18 protein-coding genes are annotated in these 19,408 nt (G+C 40.6%); 10 read left to right on the top strand and 8 right to left on the bottom strand.

Translation table 11 applies throughout. The annotated features are described in order from the left end of the window. A partial coding sequence (locus ACS8FC_RS06440) for a glycosyltransferase family protein (RefSeq protein ID WP_439296219.1) occupies positions 1-1,315 on the top strand: 1,315 nt, incomplete at its 5' end. A 73-nt stretch (positions 1,316-1,388) separates the two neighbouring features. Here ACS8FC_RS06440 and murB read toward each other — a convergent pair. From murB to glnE, 6 genes are all read right to left on the bottom strand, one after another. Further along, entirely contained in the window at positions 1,389-2,330 is a 942-nt protein-coding gene (gene murB / locus ACS8FC_RS06445) for a UDP-N-acetylmuramate dehydrogenase (protein ID WP_439296220.1), read from the bottom strand. 6 nt (positions 2,331-2,336) lie between these two features. Further along, positions 2,337-3,599 (bottom strand): UDP-N-acetylglucosamine 1-carboxyvinyltransferase, encoded by a 1,263-nt coding sequence (locus ACS8FC_RS06450; protein ID WP_439296221.1) that lies wholly within the window; start codon positions 3,597-3,599, stop codon positions 2,337-2,339. Positions 3,600-3,703: 104 nt separating this feature from the next. Next, complete coding sequence (locus ACS8FC_RS06455) at positions 3,704-4,798, bottom strand: glycosyltransferase (RefSeq protein WP_439296222.1); 1,095 nt, start codon at positions 4,796-4,798, stop codon at positions 3,704-3,706. A 58-nt stretch (positions 4,799-4,856) separates the two neighbouring features. Then, a complete protein-coding gene (locus ACS8FC_RS06460) occupies positions 4,857-5,693 on the bottom strand; it encodes a glycosyl transferase (RefSeq protein ID WP_439296223.1) in 837 nt (278 codons plus the stop codon). A 107-nt stretch (positions 5,694-5,800) separates the two neighbouring features. Then, positions 5,801-6,730, bottom strand: a complete 930-nt coding sequence (locus ACS8FC_RS06465) for a branched-chain amino acid transaminase (RefSeq protein WP_439296224.1) — start codon at positions 6,728-6,730, stop codon at positions 5,801-5,803. Positions 6,731-6,922: 192 nt separating this feature from the next. After that, positions 6,923-9,790, bottom strand: a complete 2,868-nt coding sequence (gene glnE, locus ACS8FC_RS06470) for a bifunctional [glutamate--ammonia ligase]-adenylyl-L-tyrosine phosphorylase/[glutamate--ammonia-ligase] adenylyltransferase (RefSeq protein WP_439296225.1) — start codon at positions 9,788-9,790, stop codon at positions 6,923-6,925. 283 nt (positions 9,791-10,073) lie between these two features. Here glnE and ACS8FC_RS06475 point away from each other — a divergent pair, with 283 nt between their 5' ends. The 5 genes from ACS8FC_RS06475 (at position 10,074) to ACS8FC_RS06495 (ending at position 13,211) form a co-directional block, all read left to right on the top strand. After that, positions 10,074-11,357, top strand: coding sequence for an amidohydrolase (locus tag ACS8FC_RS06475; protein ID WP_439296226.1), 1,284 nt, complete (start codon positions 10,074-10,076; stop codon positions 11,355-11,357). Positions 11,358-11,671: 314 nt separating this feature from the next. Next, on the top strand, positions 11,672-12,121 hold the full coding sequence (gene tusD, locus ACS8FC_RS06480; RefSeq protein ID WP_439296227.1) for a sulfurtransferase complex subunit TusD: 450 nt from the start codon (positions 11,672-11,674) through the stop codon (positions 12,119-12,121). Between the two features lie 47 nt (positions 12,122-12,168). Further along, positions 12,169-12,492: a hypothetical protein gene (locus ACS8FC_RS06485; RefSeq protein ID WP_299220417.1), complete on the top strand. Its 324-nt coding sequence runs from the start codon at positions 12,169-12,171 to the stop codon at positions 12,490-12,492. Between the two features lie 54 nt (positions 12,493-12,546). Then, positions 12,547-12,876: a hypothetical protein gene (locus ACS8FC_RS06490; RefSeq protein WP_439261463.1), complete on the top strand. Its 330-nt coding sequence runs from the start codon at positions 12,547-12,549 to the stop codon at positions 12,874-12,876. Continuing rightward, positions 12,873-13,211 carry a TusE/DsrC/DsvC family sulfur relay protein gene (locus ACS8FC_RS06495; RefSeq protein ID WP_439261464.1) on the top strand — a complete coding sequence of 113 codons (339 nt, stop codon included), beginning with the start codon at positions 12,873-12,875 and terminating at the stop codon, positions 13,209-13,211. The genes ACS8FC_RS06490 and ACS8FC_RS06495 overlap by 4 nt, the downstream gene beginning before the upstream one ends. 21 nt (positions 13,212-13,232) lie before the next feature. Here ACS8FC_RS06495 and ACS8FC_RS06500 read toward each other — a convergent pair whose 3' ends face one another. Then, positions 13,233-13,796 carry a tRNA (cytidine(34)-2'-O)-methyltransferase gene (locus ACS8FC_RS06500; protein WP_439261465.1) on the bottom strand — a complete coding sequence of 188 codons (564 nt, stop codon included), beginning with the start codon at positions 13,794-13,796 and terminating at the stop codon, positions 13,233-13,235. A 351-nt stretch (positions 13,797-14,147) separates the two neighbouring features. On the opposite strand from ACS8FC_RS06500, the gene ACS8FC_RS06505 reads away from it, so the two are divergent. After that, positions 14,148-14,288, top strand: coding sequence for an entericidin A/B family lipoprotein (locus tag ACS8FC_RS06505; RefSeq protein WP_290162464.1), 141 nt, complete (start codon positions 14,148-14,150; stop codon positions 14,286-14,288). A 129-nt stretch (positions 14,289-14,417) separates the two neighbouring features. On the opposite strand, the gene hemW is transcribed toward ACS8FC_RS06505, so the two are convergent. Next, positions 14,418-15,650, bottom strand: coding sequence for a radical SAM family heme chaperone HemW (gene hemW / locus ACS8FC_RS06510; protein ID WP_439296333.1), 1,233 nt, complete (start codon positions 15,648-15,650; stop codon positions 14,418-14,420). Positions 15,651-15,915: 265 nt separating this feature from the next. Here hemW and ACS8FC_RS06515 point away from each other — a divergent pair, with 265 nt between their 5' ends. The 3 genes from ACS8FC_RS06515 (at position 15,916) to ACS8FC_RS06525 (ending at position 19,248) form a co-directional block, all read left to right on the top strand. Continuing rightward, positions 15,916-16,389 carry an EVE domain-containing protein gene (locus ACS8FC_RS06515; RefSeq protein WP_439296228.1) on the top strand — a complete coding sequence of 158 codons (474 nt, stop codon included), beginning with the start codon at positions 15,916-15,918 and terminating at the stop codon, positions 16,387-16,389. A gap of 115 nt (positions 16,390-16,504) precedes the next feature. Further along, the gene (locus ACS8FC_RS06520; protein ID WP_439296229.1) at positions 16,505-17,545 is read left to right on the top strand and encodes a hypothetical protein; all 1,041 of its coding nucleotides are present in this window, start codon (positions 16,505-16,507) and stop codon (positions 17,543-17,545) included. Between the two features lie 335 nt (positions 17,546-17,880). Beyond that, the gene (locus ACS8FC_RS06525) at positions 17,881-19,248 is read left to right on the top strand and encodes an MATE family efflux transporter (protein ID WP_439296230.1); all 1,368 of its coding nucleotides are present in this window, start codon (positions 17,881-17,883) and stop codon (positions 19,246-19,248) included. Positions 19,249-19,408: the final 160 nt, after the last annotated feature.

Raw genomic sequence — 19,408 nt, forward strand, 5'->3', positions numbered from 1 at the left:
CTACCAACTACCAACTACCAACTACCAACTACCAACTACCAACTACCAACTACCAACTACCAACTACCAACTACCAACTACCAAGGAACAGTGTATGGTTTTGTTTTTAATATCAAACTATGCAGGTTTTAACACAGGCCGCGGTGGTCATTATTATTCTTTAAGACAAATGGCTGAATCTATAGCCGAAAGTAGAAAAGTCGTTACTATTGTACTTGGTGAAGAAATGCCATTAGCATTAGTAGGAATGAAAGATACTTATCATATTTCTACAGAATTACATTTACAAAGAAAAGGATTGAATGACGCCATAAATAAACTAAAGACACTTAACTTTTTATACAAATTGACTACTGTCCATGCTTATGATGCAAAATCTGTGTACATAGGCGCTCATATTGCAAAAAATATAAAAGCGTCTTTTTTGCTTACTAAATGCGGAGGAAAAGTTCCGAAGAAATTCTATCCTAAAGTAAACACTTTAGTTGTCTTTCATGAAGAAGACTATAATCACTTTTATAATTACAAAAATAATTACCAGAACCTTTATCTGATTCCAAATAGAGTCAAACCAGCTCTTTATCTCGAAGAAAGACAGAACCAAATAGAAAGTCTGAGAGAAGACGACGCCTTCCATGTCACAAAAATAGGTAGGATAGGCAGTTATTACTACAAAACATTAATTGCTGCAATTAGGTTCTGCGCTGAGATTCAAAGTCATGACTATCCCGTAAAACTAACCTTTATTGGTTACGAAGAGTCCGAAGACATTACTAAACAACTAAACATATTCGCTCAAGAATTAAATGTAAAACTGACTATTCACTCTGATAGTAATTATACATCGAACGCATCTGAATTAATTTGGGCTTGCGATATAGCAGTTGGCACTGGTAGAGGAGCTATGGAAGCTTTATCAGCAGGAAAAATATTACTATTCCCTGTCACTAACTTTGATTATCCGTGCTTATTTAATGATAAAACCGCCTTCTATGCCATGCATGACAATTTTTCTGAAAGAGTTAAACTGCCTAACGAGCTACTTAAATACTGTGACCCTAATTATATTAAAAGCTTGTTGTCCGATAAAGCTTATAGGCAAAGTCTTAAAACGTTCGGATACAATACATTTCATACAAGTTTCAACGTAGATGTGGGTGCTAAAAAAGTAATGGCTATATATGATAACGAACGAAACATACGACCAGTCTCCGGATGGCACTTGCTTAGATTGCGCCTTCATTATATTAAACTGTCTTTCAAATATAGGACTAAGTCTTTTAGGTATCGATTAAAAAGATTGATACGTTTATAAATAGTAATCTTTTAATATTCAAGCGCTACAACGTCATACATTATAAATGTTATTATTTTAAGCTTATTTAAAACTAAATACTTAATATCTTTCCATTAGCAGTTACGTACTTTGCTTCAACAGTCATTTGATGCCCTGTTTTCTGATATATGGTCTCTTTCACCGTATTAATCAAATATAGTATGTCTTTGGATTGAGCGCTTCCATTGTTTACAATAAAATTGGCATGCAATTTCGATATTTGTGCATCTCCTTTACTCATACCTTTGAATCCTAATGATTCAATAATTTTTCCTGGTGGTCCATAATCTTCATATATATCAGGGTGACTCATAAATACAGAGCCACAGTTTGGTTGTTTTCTTGGAAACTTCTTGCGACGCGAATGAAGTATTTCTAACATTTCTTGACGTATGTCATTCTTATTATGTTTATTAAGTTTTAACCCAACTTTTACGATAATTTCGTCTTTATTTTGAAAGGTAGAGTTTCGATAGAAAAATTTACTTTCTTGATTGGTGTAATACTTTACGTATCCTTTATTGTCAACGGTTTCCACATATTCAACCACACTACCAATACCTTGTCTTTGACTACCGCCATTCATAACAATAAGACCGCCAAGAGTACCAGGTATACCACAAGTATGTTCAATACCTGACAAGCCTTCTTGCATAACTATTTTAGCCAAGTTTGGCACCCATACACCAGGCTCGGCAGTAATGTTGACATCATCTATTTTTACTTTTGAGAAACTAGAGCCTATTTGTATAACGACAACGTGTAAGCCTTCATCAGAGAATAACAAGTTTGTTGTATTGCCTATAAAAACTGACTCTAGTTCGTTTAGATATAACCATTGCCTTATCTCAATCAGTTCTTCTTTATTTCTTGGACGGATGATAAGATCTGCCTTTCCACCTACCTTCCACTGACTAAGCTTTGACAAAGATGCGTCAAGCTCTACAATTTCAGGAAAAGTCTCTTTAATCTTTTTCTTATACCAGTTGTCCATGTATACTTACCCAATCATACCACTACAGTTTGCACCAAGAGATTTCAATTTGGGTATGAGATCAACATATCCACGTCCAATTTGCCAAGCATCAGTGATAACAGTTTCTTCTTCAGCAGCTAAACCACATAGGGTTAAAGCAATACCAGCACGTAGGTCTAGAGCTTTGACTTCAGTACCTATCAATCCGCCGCCATTGCCCATTATTTTGAGTATATCTCCTGATATTTCATAGTGAGCTCCCATACGAGCCATCTCTTTTATATATCCATAACGACCAGGAAAACGTAGATCTATAATCCGCGACTCACCTTGAGCTTGTACAGCCCAAGCTGCTAAGATAGGTTGTACATCTGAGTTTATACCTGGATGCGGACCAGTACTTATTTCAAGTGGAAAACAACAGCCGCCGCGTACAATAAGCGAGTTTTCTCCCCTATATAGCTTTGCGCCTGCCGCTCTTAAATGAGTGAGTACCACTTCTAAATCTTGATACGGAAAATCGTAAATTTCTATATCACCTTTAGTGATAACCGCGGCAGCTAACCACGTAATGGCTTCCATATTGTCGGATATTACTCTATGCCTTACACCCTTTAGTTGATCGACACCAATGATTTCAATATGCTCTTGTCCAAAAACTTTGATTTGAGCTCCCATATTATTAAGCATTGACACTAAGTCTAGTAGCTCTGGACGGATATGAGGGTTCCAAATACGTGTAACTCCTGTCGCAAACGTTCCTGCTAAAATCGCATTTTCTGTCGCACCAGTTGAACGCATTGATAGATGTATATCAGCACCTACTAACCTACCTTTTACCTCTGAACATAAATAGTCACCTTCCTCCCATATCTTAGCTCCTAGCTTTTCAAGCAACATGATATGTAAGTCGTATTTACGCTCTCCTAGCTTACAACCTCCTGGTAAAGGTACTTTTGCTTGTCCAAAACGTGCTGTCAGAACACCTAGTATGAGTAGCGTATTTCTAATCGAACGTCCTTCCCAAGTCAGACTCGTTTCCAAATTATTATTTTCTTTTATTATAATTTTATTAGGAGTTAGATATTTTGTTTCTTTGCCCAAAGCCTGAAGCATATCTACATGTACTTGAGCATCCAAAAGCTGCGAAGGGTAATTTTCTAATATAACGTCTTCTTCAGTTAGGATACTGGCAGCCAACAATTTTAAAGCTGAGTTCTTAGCACCTGCCAGTTCTACCTCACCTTCTAACTTACTTTTTGCAACTCTCAACACATTTTTAAACATAAAAGAACTCATACTATTTCAACAGTTATATAGTTTTGTCAGGTAATTAGTTTATAGTTGGCTGCACGAAAAATCGCTCTTAGTAGACAACAAACTTGTCTTTATTAACATGATAAGTAGTCAACATATTGCTGAGCAATATTTTTAGGTAAGAACTTATCATCAAAGTCAACTTTAAAAATTTGTGGCTTTGCCATTAGTTCTGTCATTTTAATTGCTAGAGCGTCTATATCGTCTACAGGTACAAGGCTACTTTCAGGCAGCATCTCACTTGGTCCGGACTGACAATTAGTACTGATGACTGGTGCGTTTAATGCCAGCGCTTCTTGTATTACCCTAACAAAACCTTCAGAACGTGAAGACAAGACAAATCCTTTGGCATCTTTCATAAAAGGATAGGGATTTTTATTAAACCCTAAAAATATGACTTTATCAGATATTCCTAGTTTTTTAGCCAACTCTTTTGTTTGATCAAGCATTTTACCTTTACCTAACAACACTAAAGGATAGGCCATAGACGATTTAGCATAAGCTTTTAGCAACACATCATGAGCCTTTTCAGGCTTAAAACTACCTACATGCAATAAATATTGATTTGATTTAAGTACATCATGGGGTAGCTCTAGTGAACTATCGGCTAACTGCTCAATTGACACTTTATCAAAAGCATTATAAATAGTGGTACTAGTGATATCTGAACCTAAACTCGCTTGTAAATCACTCTCCACACCTTTTGAAACACAAACACAGGGACTACTCTTATAGATTTGCTTGAGTTCTTCAATCTTATTGGCTGCTATTGGACTATCAATTAGATTAAACTTGTTAGACATTGTGTTTCTAATAACATACATAAGATTTGGCAGCTTGCTATGAAACATGATTCGGTCTGCAGCAATAAGATTAGATAAGATAATATCTGGCTGACCGATTTTGCTTAAAACATATTTATCAACTGTTTTAGCAAACAACTGATAACGAAGCTGAGGATTCGGTATCAGTTTATAAGGTTTAAACCGTAACACATGATATATTAGGTTTGGATTGAGGTCATACTCTACGAGGGGTTTGAATCTTAATATATGTACCTCATAACCTAGCTCATGAAAGCCTTGTCCTAAAGTAAGTACAGAGCGTTCTGCGCCTCCACCTTGTAGACAATTAATGACTAGTAGTACTATTTTAGAATGTTGATTCATCTCTTATGGCTTATTTTGGATTAATAGTTAACTCGATAGTTTTGAGATCGATGATTAACTACTCTCTCCAGTATTTTTCAATCCATCCTACTGGCAAGATAAAATGGCGCAGATGGCGTAGTGGTTTTTTAAGGTTTTTAGGTTCTTTCAATCTTTTCAAATGGTCTACTGCATTATTAGCAGCGTTTTTGTTATATCTTCCCTCAATTGCATGAGTAGGATACAGATCACCTGGGAAGATAACGATGCGTGCCCCTTTAGGGATTTTTGGTTCTTTGATATAATTTAGCGGGAACGGTTGACGACACTTACGTCTAAAGTGGGCCACCCATTTTTTCGGAAATAATTTAACACCATTTGGCGCATTACGAGTTACAAAGCGTTGCTCAAAGCGGTATTTATCAGCGATGCCTTGCGGATCGGCTTTAAATTTTTCTTGAAGAGATACCAATGAACCAACTTGAAAACGAAAGCAAGACGTTTGGCCCAGTCGCTCTAAGGGATTACTTGGATTATAAGACAAGATAACATCATCAGGTTTACCATACTCAAAAAAAGGATCAAGGCTATCGACGATAATGACATCCAAATCTACAAATAGAACAGTTCCTGATAAATCACCTAGCTTTTCACCCCAAAGTCGTGACTTTGGCCATTTACCTAAGGTATTGGTTGGCATAGTTACATCTAAAGGAGGCAGTTCTTGACACTCAATCTCTGAACGAACGTTTGTAGTATCGTCAGTAAAGCAGATGAAGCGAAATGGTGGCGTGATGTTACGTGATACCATACCGTAGAGCTTATTGGCATAGTCAGCGCCGTATTTAGTGCCCCATTTAATACAGATGATTTGCTTGATATCATTGTTATGTGCTGCTTTTGTACCTATTGGCATCGAAACTACTCACTTTAGATAGTATGAATAAATAATATGCTCCGTATATTAACATAAAAAAAAGACTGAACAATTATGTTCAGCCTTTTTAATTCTTCTAGATAATGTTAATCAATAAAGCTTAACCAGTCCATGTACTTCTCATTACGCCCGTGTACCACATCAAAATACAAGGTTTGTAGCTTTTCGGTCAATGGACCGCGACCACCATTACCGATAGTACGGTCATCATATTCACGAATCGGTGTGACCTCAGCAGCAGTACCAGTCATAAAAATCTCGTCTGCTAAGTAAAACTCATCACGCGTGATACGGCGTTCAATGACGTTTATACCTAAGTCAGCTGCGAACTGCAAGATAGTACGACGAGTAATACCATCTAGTGCGCCGCCAGATAAATCTGGGGTATGTAGTTCACCGTTCTTAACTAAGAATAAATTCTCACCTGCACCTTGACACACAAAGCCTTGTGGGTCCATCAAGATGGCTTCGTCATACCCGTTACGGGTAACTTCTTGGTTAGCCATAATAGATACTGGATAGTTACTTGAAGCCTTGGCTTTACACATAGTGACGTTTGGCATGTGGTGTGTATAAGAAGATGTTTTGACGCGGATACCGTTTTGGATGCCCTCGTCACCAAGATATGCGCCCCAATGCCAAGCCGCAACCATCGCGTTGATACTGTTGCCATGTGAGGATAGGCCTAGCTTTTCTGCGCCAACCCAAATAAGTGGACGAATATAAGCTTCTGCTAACTCATTTTGTTTAACCACATCTTTATGTGCTTGCTCAAGGGTAGCCGCATCAAAAGACACATCCATTTGAAAGATTTTTGCAGACCCTAACAGACGCTCAGTATGCTCTTTTAAACGGAAGATTGCTGTACGATTATCATCAGTTTGATAAGCACGTACCCCTTCAAACACAGCCATACCATAATGCAAACTATGGGTAAGTACATGAACTTTGGCATCAGGTTGTTCAACCATTGTGCCGTTCATCCAAAGCTTGCCTTCCTGTGTTGCCATATTCATGTAAGAATCCTTATGTTAGTACTATCGACTAACTTTTTATTGAGTTTTAAGTAAGTGTTTTAATTAAAATTGTATGCTTACACCGAGTCCGTATTAGTGCGTAAATGATTATATCATCGGCAAGCCAAACAAATGAAACATTTTAGTTTATCCTAACATGGCTTTTATTTATAGCCTTTGCCGTATAAACGCTTATTCTTCTTCTCTCGAGGACACACCCATAAGATGTTGCCACTGAGCCTGTACCAGTGCGCGTGTCTCTGTCCATAGCAGCTCATCTACCAGTAGTGATTGCTCAGCCAATGCTAACTGATGAGTGGCGGCACGAATACGTAAGTAAGCATCAGTTAAATCTTGACAGACTTGCTCCTCCCAAATGCCAAGCAACGCCACTTCTTCAAAGATGCGTACGTTGTCGCTCCACTTAGTGAGGCTTGGGTACTTATGCGAATAGGCCAACACGACAAATTGTGCCAGAAACTCAATATCAATGATACCGCCAGCGTCTTGCTTGAGATGAAACTTGCCCGCTTGTTGTTGCCACTGACTGGTACCGAGATGTTTTTGCATTTTTATGCGCATGCTTGTCACCTCTGTACGCACTTCATCAAGTGTACGTGGCAGGGCCAATATCGTACGGCGAATATCGCAAAATAGCGCTGTTACGCGTTTGTCGCCGCATACTGCCCGTGCCCGAACCAGTGCCTGATGCTCCCAAGCCCACGCTTTTTCGCGCTGATAAGTCTCAAAAGCATGACAAGAAACCACCATCATACCTGCATTTCCCGATGGGCGCAGACGCATATCGATTTCATACGCTCGCCCATCACGCGTTTGCGTATTGAGATAAGTCATAAGCTTTTGAGCTAAACGAGCCGCAAACTTCATGCCACTGACTGACTTCTCACCAGTCGTCATGCCCTGCTCTTTTATTTTGTGTAAAAACACCAAATCTAAATCGGAGGAATAAGACAGCTCAAGGCCACCAAGCTTACCATAACCGATAATAGCAAAACCACAATCCGCTTCAGTCACTGGATCACCATTTTGGGCGATAGGATAGCCATAGCGCTTGACCAATTCTGCAAAAGCCCGTTCCAGTGCAGCCTCTAACACCACAGCTGCAATATAGGTCAAGGAATCTGATACCTTCATAATGGGCCGTTCAGCCAAGACGTCGCTAGCAGCAACGGCCAGTACTTGGTTCTTTTTAAACAATCGCAGCACACTCAGTAGCTCTTCTTCGTCATCAGGCTCTACACGCAATAGACGCTGACGCAAAATGTCGTGTAGCTCTAGTTTATCTGGCAGATGACGATAACGCTGCTGTAAAAAGGTATCGAGTAGCACGGGATACCGTGCCAGCTCATTGGCAATCCAAGGACTGGCAGACAACATCGGAATCAGCTCAACCGTTGCATTTGGGTTTTCTGCGATCATGACTAAGTAGATTGAGCGCCGACAAATTGCCTCAAGTAAATTGATTAGACGCGGCAATGCGCTATTGGCCAGCTGCTGCTGTTCTTGATGCGCAAGCAACGCATGCACGATTACTGGGTAAGCATCATCTAAACGGGTTCTGGCTTCCTCGCTTAAGTTGGCGACCATTTTTGATTGCCAAAATGTCTGTAATTGGGCGCGGTTTTGTTCTGTTAATACGGTGTCAAGCTGCGCAATTTGCTCATCAAGGTTGGCATGGTCAAGCTCAGTATCTTCTTGATCGGGTACTTGTCGTTCAGTCACCATACGCTCAAATGGAACATTGACATTTTCGCGATGCAAATTGAGCATTGTTAGTAGCGCATCCCAAGTCTCAAAGCCTAAAGTGCGAGCCAAATTGTACTGCCAATGTTCGTCATTAGGCAACCGCTGAGTCTGCTGATCGTTAATCGCTTGGATGCCGTGCTCAAGTCGACGCAAAAACCGGTAAGCGGCTTGTAATTGCTCATAGGTTGAGTATTCAAGATATTCAAGTTCACATAAAGCCATCATTGCTTGTAGACACGACTTGACTTGTAACTGCGGATGACGGCCACCGTAGATGAGCTGAAAAGCTTGTACAATAAACTCAATATCACGAATACCGCCAGCACCTAGCTTGATATTGTCTAAGTCCTCTCGCTGTGCGACTTGATTTTGAATGAGTGACTTCATCTCACGCAATGCTGAAAAGGCACTATAATCAACGTAATACCGAAAAACGAATGGCTTAATCAGCGCTTGTAGCTCGTCATAAAATGGCGGTGTAATCTGACCGACTACGCGTGCTTTTAACCAAGCAAAACGTTCCCATGCTCGTCCATGATTGGCAAAATACTTTTGTAATGCTGACAGATGAATGGCCAAATCGCTACCATCTCCCCATGGTCGCAAGCGCATATCTACCCGAAATACAAACCCGTCCGCAGTACAATTATCCAATAATTTAATAATACCTTGACCAAGGCGCGTCATAAAACGCTTGTTATCAATGCATCGCGTGCCTTGTGCCTTATCCCCATCAGTCTCACCGCGCGCTTGATGGACAAACATCAGATCGATATCACTCGACAAATTCAGCTCATGTGCCCCAAGCTTACCCATGGCCATAATTGCCATGTCGTCAACACGCTTCACCCCTTTATCATCTATAAAAGTTGGCTTGCCATATTGAGTAACCAGTTGCCGATAAGTATAGTCTTTGGCAAAGTCTATACAGCCATCAGCAAATTCAGAGAGCTCATCTGTCAATTGTTCAAGCTCTATCATTCTTAAAGCATCTTGCCAAATCCAGCGCATCATCAATAGATTGCGCAAATTTCGCAGCCCTCTCATGACTGTCGTCTCATCGCCCAACTGGTAGTTATCATCTAACGTATAATCTTGAATAAGATCATCTATTTGCTGGCGAGTTAATGTTTGATCGAGTGGATAGCTACGCAAAAACGTCTGACAAGAAGTCGTTCGGCTCTCCCAAATCTGATATGCAAAAGCACTAGCAATACTTAAAACTTGGATCTGTTCAGCTGTGGGCTGATGGCTTTGGTTATTGATTGTAGTAGATGGCATCGCCGATGACATAATAAGTGCTCCGTACAGCATGGATTAATAAGACTACCTGAACCTAGCTGTTTTGTTCATAGTTTTTTCTAACGAGAGAGTCATATTGAATAATGTGGTCTATGTGTTACCAGTCTGCTGCTTACAATATATACAGTATTTGACCAAGTTAACTTTATGGTAGCATGGTTAGCTGAAGTATCAATAATCACAAACTTACAGCAGCTGACGATGCATACATTCTGCTGGATAATATCGTCCGTAAAGTTACAGATTATCTATCCAAATATAGTGGAGAAGCTCTATGAAGCTGACTGAGCAAAATATAGAGAGTGACAGCCCTAAGAATAAGACCGACGATGAAGGATTTTTACTTAGCAATGTTCGATTAGAAACCGGTTTTGTGCGCAATAAGTACAATGAAGTCGTTGCGACAGAGACGTCGCTTTTTGATCTTTTTATCTCCAATGGCAAAATCGAATCAATCACTAAAAAAGAACTGACAAATGAGAGTCAAACGAACCTTGATGTAAAAACAGTTGATGCTAATGAATTCTTAATGCTGCCAACTTTTCAAGACATGCATATTCATATCGATAAAACTTACTACGGTTCAGGTTGGCAAGCAGCACCTTGGACGGGCAGTATCAAAGATATGATTCGTCTGGAAGAGAAATTAATTCCAAAACTCCTTCCTGACTCTCAGCGAAAAGCGGAAGAATGCATACAGCTCATGCAAAGCTATGGCTCTACTTTTGCTCGTTGCCACTGCAATATCGATCCCATTAGTGGATTAAAAAGCTTAGAACATCTGCTGTTAGCGTTGGATAATTACCAAGACAGCTTTGATTGGGAAATAGCCGCCTTTCCTCAACACGGTATTCTTTATTCGCAGTCCGAGGGCTTGTTGAGAGAAGCGGCTCAAATGGATATTGATTTCATCGGTGGGCTTGATCCTACAGTTGTCGATGGCGATATGAAAAAATCTTTAGATATTATGTTTGATATCGCGTTAGATTATGACAAAGGTGTCGATATTCATCTTCATGAAGACCTGCCTTCTGGCAAAGCGGCGATGGATTATATGATAAAAAAGGTTAAAGAAAACAAGGTACTGCAAGGTAAAACCTTTATTACCCATGCTTACGCATTGGCTATGATGCCGCAAAAAGAGCTGGAACTTATCGCTGAGCAATTTGCAGAATATGGTATCGGCATCGTTTCCAGCGTCCCAATTGTCAGCCAAGTAATGCCTGTTCCCACCTTAAAAAAACACAACGTCAATGTCCTAACTGGTACTGACAATCTTATGGATAACTTTTCGCCATTCGGAACGGGCGATATGCTACAAAAAGCAAATTTATGCGCGCAATTGTATGACTGGACTGACGAATATCGTTTGAATCGGGCGTTAAAAATGATTACCAATCATACGTTACCTTTGGACGACCAAGGCAAGCAAGTCTGGCCGTTCATAGGCGCTGACGCTGACTTTATACTGGTCAATGCCTCTTGTTCTGCGGAGGCAGTAGCCCGCCTACCAAGACGCGAAGCGGTTTACTATAAAGGTAAGGTGATTTTTCAATAACTAGTACCTATGCCTTTATCAAACATTTAATGCACGGTTTTGTGGATATAGGTTATGACGAGCCGCTGATAATATCCATAAATGTTTTGCGTGGAAAAAACGTTCAACTCTTAGAAGATATAAAGGTATTAACTGTAAGCACATCGACAATATGCAAGCAATGATAAAAAAAGAGAAGTCCGTCGCAGTCGACGTGACCAATGAGTTTGATAATCTCAAAAAACAGATTACAGAGTGGTACAATAACGATCAAAACTAAAACCTAACTAAAATATAATACTTTGAATTCTGAACTTTTATGATGGCTTATAACTATGAACGCTACCCCGCTACTCCTGATTACGACCGACCCAAGCCAGCCGCTTGCGCATTTGGCGCTGCGTTATGCTCGTACCTTTTTAAAACAAATGAAGTTGCAACAGACGCAACTTGCTGATGAGAGGCATGAGCAAGGAATCATTGAAAACGATACGCAACCTTTAAATGTCTTTTTTTACGCTGACGCTGCGCATACAGCCAATCGCCTACGCTGGCAGTCAGCGGATCAGACTGACTTAACTCAAGAATGGCAAGCGCTTGCTAAGCAATACCAGCTCTCGCTACCTGTATGCGTCAGCACTGCGCTTAGCCGCGGTATCAGTGATAGTGATAACAGCACACGCCATCAGCTAAATGGTGAAAATATTGCCGATGGCTTTCATTTAGTTGGACTTAGTGAGCTTGCTATAATGATGCAAGGCAACTGCCGTCTGCTACAGTTTTAAGTGCCAATTAAGTACGAATATTCATCATGGATAATAAGAAATAACCTATGAAATTACTCATTCAGCTGCGCACTCCAACGGAGATGGCAAGTTATGAAGGTTGTGCCCTCGCCTTGACGCTTGCAACTTTCGGTCATGAGGTGCAGCTTTATTTAGACGCTCCTGTTTTTGGACTATTAATGCAGCCGAAGTCGCGTTTGCACGGTATGATTCAATCTCTTGAACTATATGATATGCCGCCCGCTTGGCTACCTGAGGATGTATTTAGCGGATGGCTTACAGGCATGGTACCAAGCGATTTAGCCGCGCAGCTTACGCTAATACCAGAAGTCGTTAACTCACAAGATTTTGAGCAGATCTTAGCTTTTTGATGGTATATATTTTTAGATATTACCTTGCTATTTGTAAACATTCGGAAACTTAATATGGCAACTTTATATCAATTACACAGTACAGTGGATAAGCTCAGACGAAGCACAGAAGAGATGGCGCTAACGTGGCGGGCTGGTGACAGTATTATTTTGTTAGGCGCAACTGTCGCTTTTGTTGAATGGCTAAATGCTTATTTGAGTGATAGTGATATAGAAGGTATCACAGCAATCTATGCTCTAGCGGATGATGTCGCAAATCTCAGTAATAATACGACTGCCAAATTAAACCTAAACGCCAAGCTGGCTGGTGTTTTAACTGATGATGAATGGGTTACTATGACCCAAGACCCACAGTTTGACAAAGTAGTGACCATATCCTTATGACTGTATCTAATATCACTATGTCTAACATTGCTTTAGACCAAGACGGTCATCTTTGTGACCATAATATATGGACACCTGCTATCGCCCAACAACTGGCAGATACATTAGATGTCAAGCTAAATGACGAGCACCTAGCCATCCTGCATCAAGTCCGGGCTTTTTTTGCTAGGTTTAATCACGCGCCAGCTACTCGCCCATTGATTAAATGGCTACAGCAGACTTTGCCTGAATACGATATCAGCAACCAAAAGTTGCAGCAACTGTTTAATACTGGCTTAGTTGCCCGTCATGTCAATCGTTTGTCAGGCCTCCCAAAGCCGCCTAACTGCTTATAAAAACCGCTTTTTTATAGGCTGCTATTTTGGGTCATAAACAGTGAGAGTCTCATAACCGGTGCTGCGACCTGTATCACCGTAAAATCCCTGCTGGCGCCATACTTCATAGAGACATATTGCCACGCTATTAGATAAGTTAAGACTGCGAGAATCAGGTAACATTGGCAGTCTTAACCAATTATTAGCGCCAATATCTTCACGTATATCATCCGCTAGACCTGCGGTTTCAGAACCAAAAACCAGTGCTACGCTAGGCGCTACCGCTGGTATGTTGTCGGTACTAGTATCTAATTGCACCATAAAATCATAATCATAAAACGGTTTACTAAGCTTGGTCGTCAGCGCTGTGATTGTCTGGCAATCTGCCTCAAATAATGCTTTCTTCGCTGCTGACCAGTCAGCATGCACTTGCAAGTGTGCGTATTCATGATAATCCAATCCAGCACGGCGTAACTTTTTATCATCCAGCTCAAAGCCTAGTGGCTGCACCAAATGTAGCTGCGCGCCACTATTGGCACATAAACGAATAATATTGCCAGTATTGCTAGGCATTTTGGGTGCCACTAGCACGATATGAATGGTCATAAAATTTCCATAATAGGATTAAAAAGATTGATGTTATTTGCGACATACTGGTCCAATGTTGTTCTTATGCACTATCGTCAACTGACAGCTATGTAAACCAGCTAACTACTAACCGTAATTAAAAGTTACAGTTTATTGTCAATAATTACATTTTGATACTGGGCACAGATTTTAACTTTGATTATCATGGCTTCAATGGATATCAAGACAGTTTGATGATATCAGAACAGCCTATTTATTTATGCCTAACTGATATCATGATATTGCCATTTATCCTGCACATCGTTGGTAATACCTAAGCAACATGCTTATTATTACTCGAATAAACCTATCCATTTTGGGAACATTATTATGAAAAAAGTAATTATCGCATCTTTGACTGCTATGTTTGTATTGACTGGTTGCAACACTTTTAAAGGCCTAGGCCAAGACGTATCAAGTGCTGGCGAAGCAGTAAGTGGTGGTGCACAAGACGTACAAAACAAAATCTAATTGCTAAATTTTTAGATTCTGTATTTAAAGGGCTTACCTTTTGGTAAGTCCTTTTTTTGGTTTTTAAAAGTGGTAATTTATAGATAATGGTCATCTATGCAAATGCATAACAGCTTGAGCCTACAAACATCATAAAAAAGCACGCAATATCTGGTTTAAATACCGATGACCTAATAAAGTTGGTCGCAACAGATTAGGATCATCTATCAAGAGACCTTGCTCAACTAGCTCATTCACTTGTGGCGCTACACGCTCATATTTTAACCCTGTTCGCGACTCAAACAATGTCCATGCTACCCCTTCGTGCAAACGCAGCGCATTGAGCATAAATTCACTGACCAACTCATCATCAGCGATTGGCTGCCAATTGACCATTTTTGGTGCATCTTGATAAGTCATATAGTCTTTTGGAGAGCGTGACTTACTAAAACGGTAGATACCTGTCTTTGATAGTAGTTCATCGTTTTGCAAATCTTTACTTATTAAGTCATTACTGTTCAAGGTCACTTTACCGTGCGCGCCAGCCCCAATGGCCAAATAATCGCCAAACTGCCAGTAATTGACATTATGTCGACACGGTTTATCTGACGCGCCTGCCCATGCCGATACTTCATAATTATCATAGCCTAGACGCTGTAGCAGAGCCTGCCCTGCTTCCTCAATATCAGCCAAGCTGTCCTCATCAGGTAAGATAGGCTGACTGCGATAGAATACGGTGTTGGGCTCAATCGTCAGCTGATACCAAGAGATGTGCGTTGCGCCAGCGTCATGTGCCGTTTGAATATCGTATAACGCTTCGCTAAGCGACTGCTGCGGTAACCCATGCATTAAGTCTACATTGACCCGCTCAAAGCCAGCAGCGCGAGCCGCCTGAATGGCGGCTGTTGCCTGATCAGGATTATGAATACGCCCAAGTGTTTGCAACTTATCAGCAGCGAAGCTCTGCACCCCGATAGATAAGCGATTAATACCCACTTTTAAATACTCAGCAAATGGTGCATGTTCTAACGTTCCAGGATTTGCTTCCATGGTAATTTCAATATCATTGGCAAATTCAAAGCAGTCTTGTAAACCTTTAAATAAACGCTGGTATTGAATAATCGGTAATAATGACGGCGTACCACCGCCTATAAATATTGAGCCAATCTGGCGTCCTTGAGTCAGATGCTCTTGCATCTGCGCATCTAGCAAGAGTGCATCTACGTACTCATCATACATTGATAGCTGCACATCAGCGCCTAGCTCGTGCGAGTTAAAATCGCAATAAGGGCATTTTTTTACGCACCATGGAACATGAATATACAGCGCCAACGGTATAATGGTCGCGTCTATACAAGAAGCACCGTTAATATCAGCTCGCATGGTAATATTCTCACTTTTAGATATCGACATAACATAAACTTATTCAATAAAAAGCGGCGACAAACCGCAAAAAATACGGCTAGGATAACGGCTACGTCACTGAAAGAAAAGCATTGTATTCATCAATTGCATTTATTAAAGAGACGTTTAACGAACAGCTGTAAAACCATACTTAAACAAACACGACTATCATCAATGCCATCTAACAGGCAAGCTAGATAAAACGTATATCAAATATCATACGACAAATATGAGGATAACAGTTATGGCATATTGGCTAATGAAATCTAATCCAAAATTTTTTGGTATTGAAGACCTACAACGGTTGGGTACAGAATGTTGGGACGGCGTACGTAACTACCGTGCGCGTAACTTTATGCGCGATGATATGCAAGTAGATGACAAAGTGTTTTTTTATCATTCGAGTGCAAAACCCTCTGGCGTCGCTGGCATTATGACAATAAGCCAAGCCGGTTACCCTGATCCAACCCAGTTTCATCCTGAACATCGGCATTACGACCCCATTGCAACTATTGAGACTCCGCGCTGGTATATGGTCGATGTAACATTTGAGCGAGCTTTTAAAGAAACCCTACCCCTATCTGAGCTAAAATTTATCCCTGCACTTGAGGATTCATTACTACTTAGAAAGGGCTGCCAGCAACTGACCGTAATACCACTTGAGCCTAAGCATTGGCAGGCTATCATGGATATGGCAGAGATGCTGGAGCTAGTATGAGCTCATAAGTAATGGGTCAAAGGTTTTTGTAGCACTACCTTACCAAAGTTTGCTATATTGACGCCTTGATTTTTATCTACACTATTACACTATTTCCATATTCTAGGACTCATTTATGAGCGCACCCAAAATCGTACTATCTGTATTAACAGTCAGTGTATTAGGACTGACACTAAGCGCTTGCGGCAGCGATGGTGATAAAGTTAAAAAAGAATACGATCGCATCGAAGACCAAGTGAAAGACGAGTATGATCGTGTAGAAGATAAAGTCAAAGATAAGTATAAAGAAGTCGAAGATAAGCTGACTGATAACGAAAAAAGCATGGCTGAGATTTTGGAGTCTGTATTTTTACCAGAAGAGTCATTAGATAATTTCTTAGACAAATTGACGCCGGAGGGTGGACGCGGTGGTCTCTATGTCGGTCACTTCACCGAGCTTGATGATGGTGATAATAGCGACATTGATATCGGAGCGATATATTTTGATATAAGTAATGACGGCGCTGGTAGTGTTGATGGGCGTATCAGTTACCAACAGCAGATTTGTCAAGAAAACCGCACACTCGATGTCAATACGGGCTTTAAAGTAAATAATTATATTACAGGCAAGGTAACAGGTAGCCTTGATACAGCAGAATTTTTAGACATCAAATATATCAATGATCTAGATCTTGAAACGCCAAACTTGATGACCACCTTTGCAGGTAGCTTTGAGGAAAACCAAGTAGGCTTACCATGGAGAGGCAGTTTTGAATATCAAGACAGTCTAGGTGGCACCACCCTTTCAGCTGCCAAAGACAATTGTAAGGTTACCTATACTCTGAGTGATCGTTCTAACTTTACCACTTATGCACTCGATTATACACTAGGTGCCATGATGCTCGACATCACTGGTAATGGTAACCAAAAAACCGTCACTTGGAAGAATCCAATTAACACAAAACAAGTATTAGTCAGCCAAATCGATGTCAATAAAGCTGAGTCTGGCGCCAACGGTTATGTACAGAATGCTGTATTGGCTAATAGCGAAACACAATTCACGCCTGTTATTCCAAATGTCTCGACGAACTACGCTATTGTCGTGCAGGCATTTGATGCGAATAATAAACTGATTGGCTATCAAGCAATCGTACAAGATTTGCCTGAATCATTATGATCTTTGAATATATGAGCTTTTATAAGTATACATATGACGATTAACTCCAGACGACTCTGAAAAAGTTTTAAACGTTTTTTAAGCATTAAAATTACAGTCTGGCTTCTTAGCCATTTAATACAAGGATACCTGTCAGTTCATCATTTGAATTGGCGGGTTGCTTTTGTTTTATTGACGTCATTTTTATTTTCAAACTTTGGCTATATGGACTTGCTCATATTATTTATCGGAGTATTATCGTCAGCACAGATTCTATGTTACTGCCTTACCAACGATTTGCTGATGGCAGTGTTTAAACATCAATAACCAACGTGAATAATGAAAAGTTGCTAACTATGGTTTTGCCATTATCCTTTACAGACTTTAAAAGCTACAGCTTACGTTTAGGCGTGCTTGCGCTACCTATTTTAATTACCCAATTTTGCCAAGCAGCGTTAGGAGTTGTTGACTCCATTATGGCGGGACGTGTCTCAGCACTTGACTTGGCTGCCGTGGCTGTTGGCTCTGGTATTTGGCTACCGCTGTTTTTATTGGCAACAGGTATTTTAATCGCTACCACGCCCCTAATTGGGGAAGCAATAGGGCAAAACAAACACAGCCAAGTTCCACACATCACTCAGCAGTCTATATGGACCGCCAGCGTGATAGGTATTTGCGGTTTTATTATTGTCAATTTGATGCCAAATGTGCTTGGCTTAATGGGTGTGCCAGAGAACATTCAGCCTATCGCTGCACAGTACCTACATGGTGTTTCTTTTGGTTTCCCTGCACTCGCCATTTACGCGGTATTACGTAGTTATTGTGAAGCACTGAGTCGACCTGAGCCAGTCACAGTCGTTAGTATTATTGGTCTATTAGCAGATATACCGCTCAACTATATTTTTATCCACGGATTATTTGGCATGCCCGAGATGGGCGGTGCTGGTTGCGGTGTGGCAACAGCACTAGTGCTATGGATTAACGTATTGATTTTGGGCGCTTATACCACCCTCTCTAAGCGTCAACAATTTGCCAGTACTCGTTTTTTCTACAGCTTTACTGCTCCTAACCGAGAGCAAATAACCAAGCTCCTTCAACTTGGCATTCCCATTGGTTTGTCTATTTTTTTTGAAGCCAGCTTATTTAGCTTAGGCGCATTGGTCATTAGCCCATTAGGTGAGATCGCAACGGCGTCACATCAAGTCGCCCTAGCAGTTACTTCTCAGTTGTTTATGATTCCGATATCAGTCGCGATGGCGCTGACTATCATGGTATCTAATCGTTTTGGCGAAAAGAATCTGCTCGCCTTACGACACGTACAAGCAACTGGGCTTATTTGGACAGTGCTCATTGCCCTTGTCTGCATGCTGGGTATTTGGATATTTAGACCACAGCTTGCCGCAGCATTTACCGACAATCCTGAGTTACGAGCACAGGCTATGCATCTGTTAATCTTCGCGCTGGCTTATCAGCTCTTTGATGGCTGGCAGGTCAATGTTGCTGGGATATTACGCGGGATGCAGGATACCACCATACCGATGTGGGTGACGCTTTTTTGTTATTGGATGGTCGCCTTGCCGCTTGGTGTCTATCTAGTACGTTTTACAGGCATTGGTGCACAGGGGTTTTGGATGGCGCTCATTACTGGTTTGTTTTTATCCTCAATCCTTTTGACTTTACGATTACGTTACCAACAAAGGCGCCTGACGGCCATATGGACTTAATCAATGTTAAGAAAAACTCAACAAATATGGGACGCATGTTACTATTATTCGCCTTAGCGTCAAAAATATGTAAAAAATTCCAGTTAACAACTGTACATTGATTGCTCATTGCGTTGAATATAGGTATCATTAGCAGTCAATCAAACAATATTTTGTTACA

It is taken from the genome of Psychrobacter sp. 1Y4, assembly GCF_051847555.1.

Excerpts from the sequence above, each read along its gene's own strand:
- tusD (WP_439296227.1), top strand. The coding sequence starts at position 11,672 with ATGAACGCTACCCCGCTACTCCTGATTACGACCGACCCAAGCCAGCCG.
- ACS8FC_RS06525 (WP_439296230.1), top strand. The coding sequence starts at position 17,881 with ATGGTTTTGCCATTATCCTTTACAGACTTTAAAAGCTACAGCTTACGT.
- ACS8FC_RS06450 (WP_439296221.1), bottom strand. The coding sequence starts at position 3,599 with ATGTTTAAAAATGTGTTGAGAGTTGCAAAAAGTAAGTTAGAAGGTGAG.
- hemW (WP_439296333.1), bottom strand. The coding sequence starts at position 15,650 with ATGCGAGCTGATATTAACGGTGCTTCTTGTATAGACGCGACCATTATA.
- murB (WP_439296220.1), bottom strand. The coding sequence starts at position 2,330 with ATGGACAACTGGTATAAGAAAAAGATTAAAGAGACTTTTCCTGAAATT.
- ACS8FC_RS06485 (WP_299220417.1), top strand. The coding sequence starts at position 12,169 with ATGAAATTACTCATTCAGCTGCGCACTCCAACGGAGATGGCAAGTTAT.
- ACS8FC_RS06495 (WP_439261464.1), top strand. The coding sequence starts at position 12,873 with ATGACTGTATCTAATATCACTATGTCTAACATTGCTTTAGACCAAGAC.
- glnE (WP_439296225.1), bottom strand. The coding sequence starts at position 9,790 with ATGTCATCGGCGATGCCATCTACTACAATCAATAACCAAAGCCATCAG.
- ACS8FC_RS06465 (WP_439296224.1), bottom strand. The coding sequence starts at position 6,730 with ATGAATATGGCAACACAGGAAGGCAAGCTTTGGATGAACGGCACAATG.
- ACS8FC_RS06460 (WP_439296223.1), bottom strand. The coding sequence starts at position 5,693 with ATGCCAATAGGTACAAAAGCAGCACATAACAATGATATCAAGCAAATC.
- ACS8FC_RS06490 (WP_439261463.1), top strand. The coding sequence starts at position 12,547 with ATGGCAACTTTATATCAATTACACAGTACAGTGGATAAGCTCAGACGA.
- ACS8FC_RS06505 (WP_290162464.1), top strand. The coding sequence starts at position 14,148 with ATGAAAAAAGTAATTATCGCATCTTTGACTGCTATGTTTGTATTGACT.
- ACS8FC_RS06455 (WP_439296222.1), bottom strand. The coding sequence starts at position 4,798 with ATGAATCAACATTCTAAAATAGTACTACTAGTCATTAATTGTCTACAA.
- ACS8FC_RS06500 (WP_439261465.1), bottom strand. The coding sequence starts at position 13,796 with ATGACCATTCATATCGTGCTAGTGGCACCCAAAATGCCTAGCAATACT.
- ACS8FC_RS06475 (WP_439296226.1), top strand. The coding sequence starts at position 10,074 with ATGAAGCTGACTGAGCAAAATATAGAGAGTGACAGCCCTAAGAATAAG.
- ACS8FC_RS06520 (WP_439296229.1), top strand. The coding sequence starts at position 16,505 with ATGAGCGCACCCAAAATCGTACTATCTGTATTAACAGTCAGTGTATTA.
- ACS8FC_RS06515 (WP_439296228.1), top strand. The coding sequence starts at position 15,916 with ATGGCATATTGGCTAATGAAATCTAATCCAAAATTTTTTGGTATTGAA.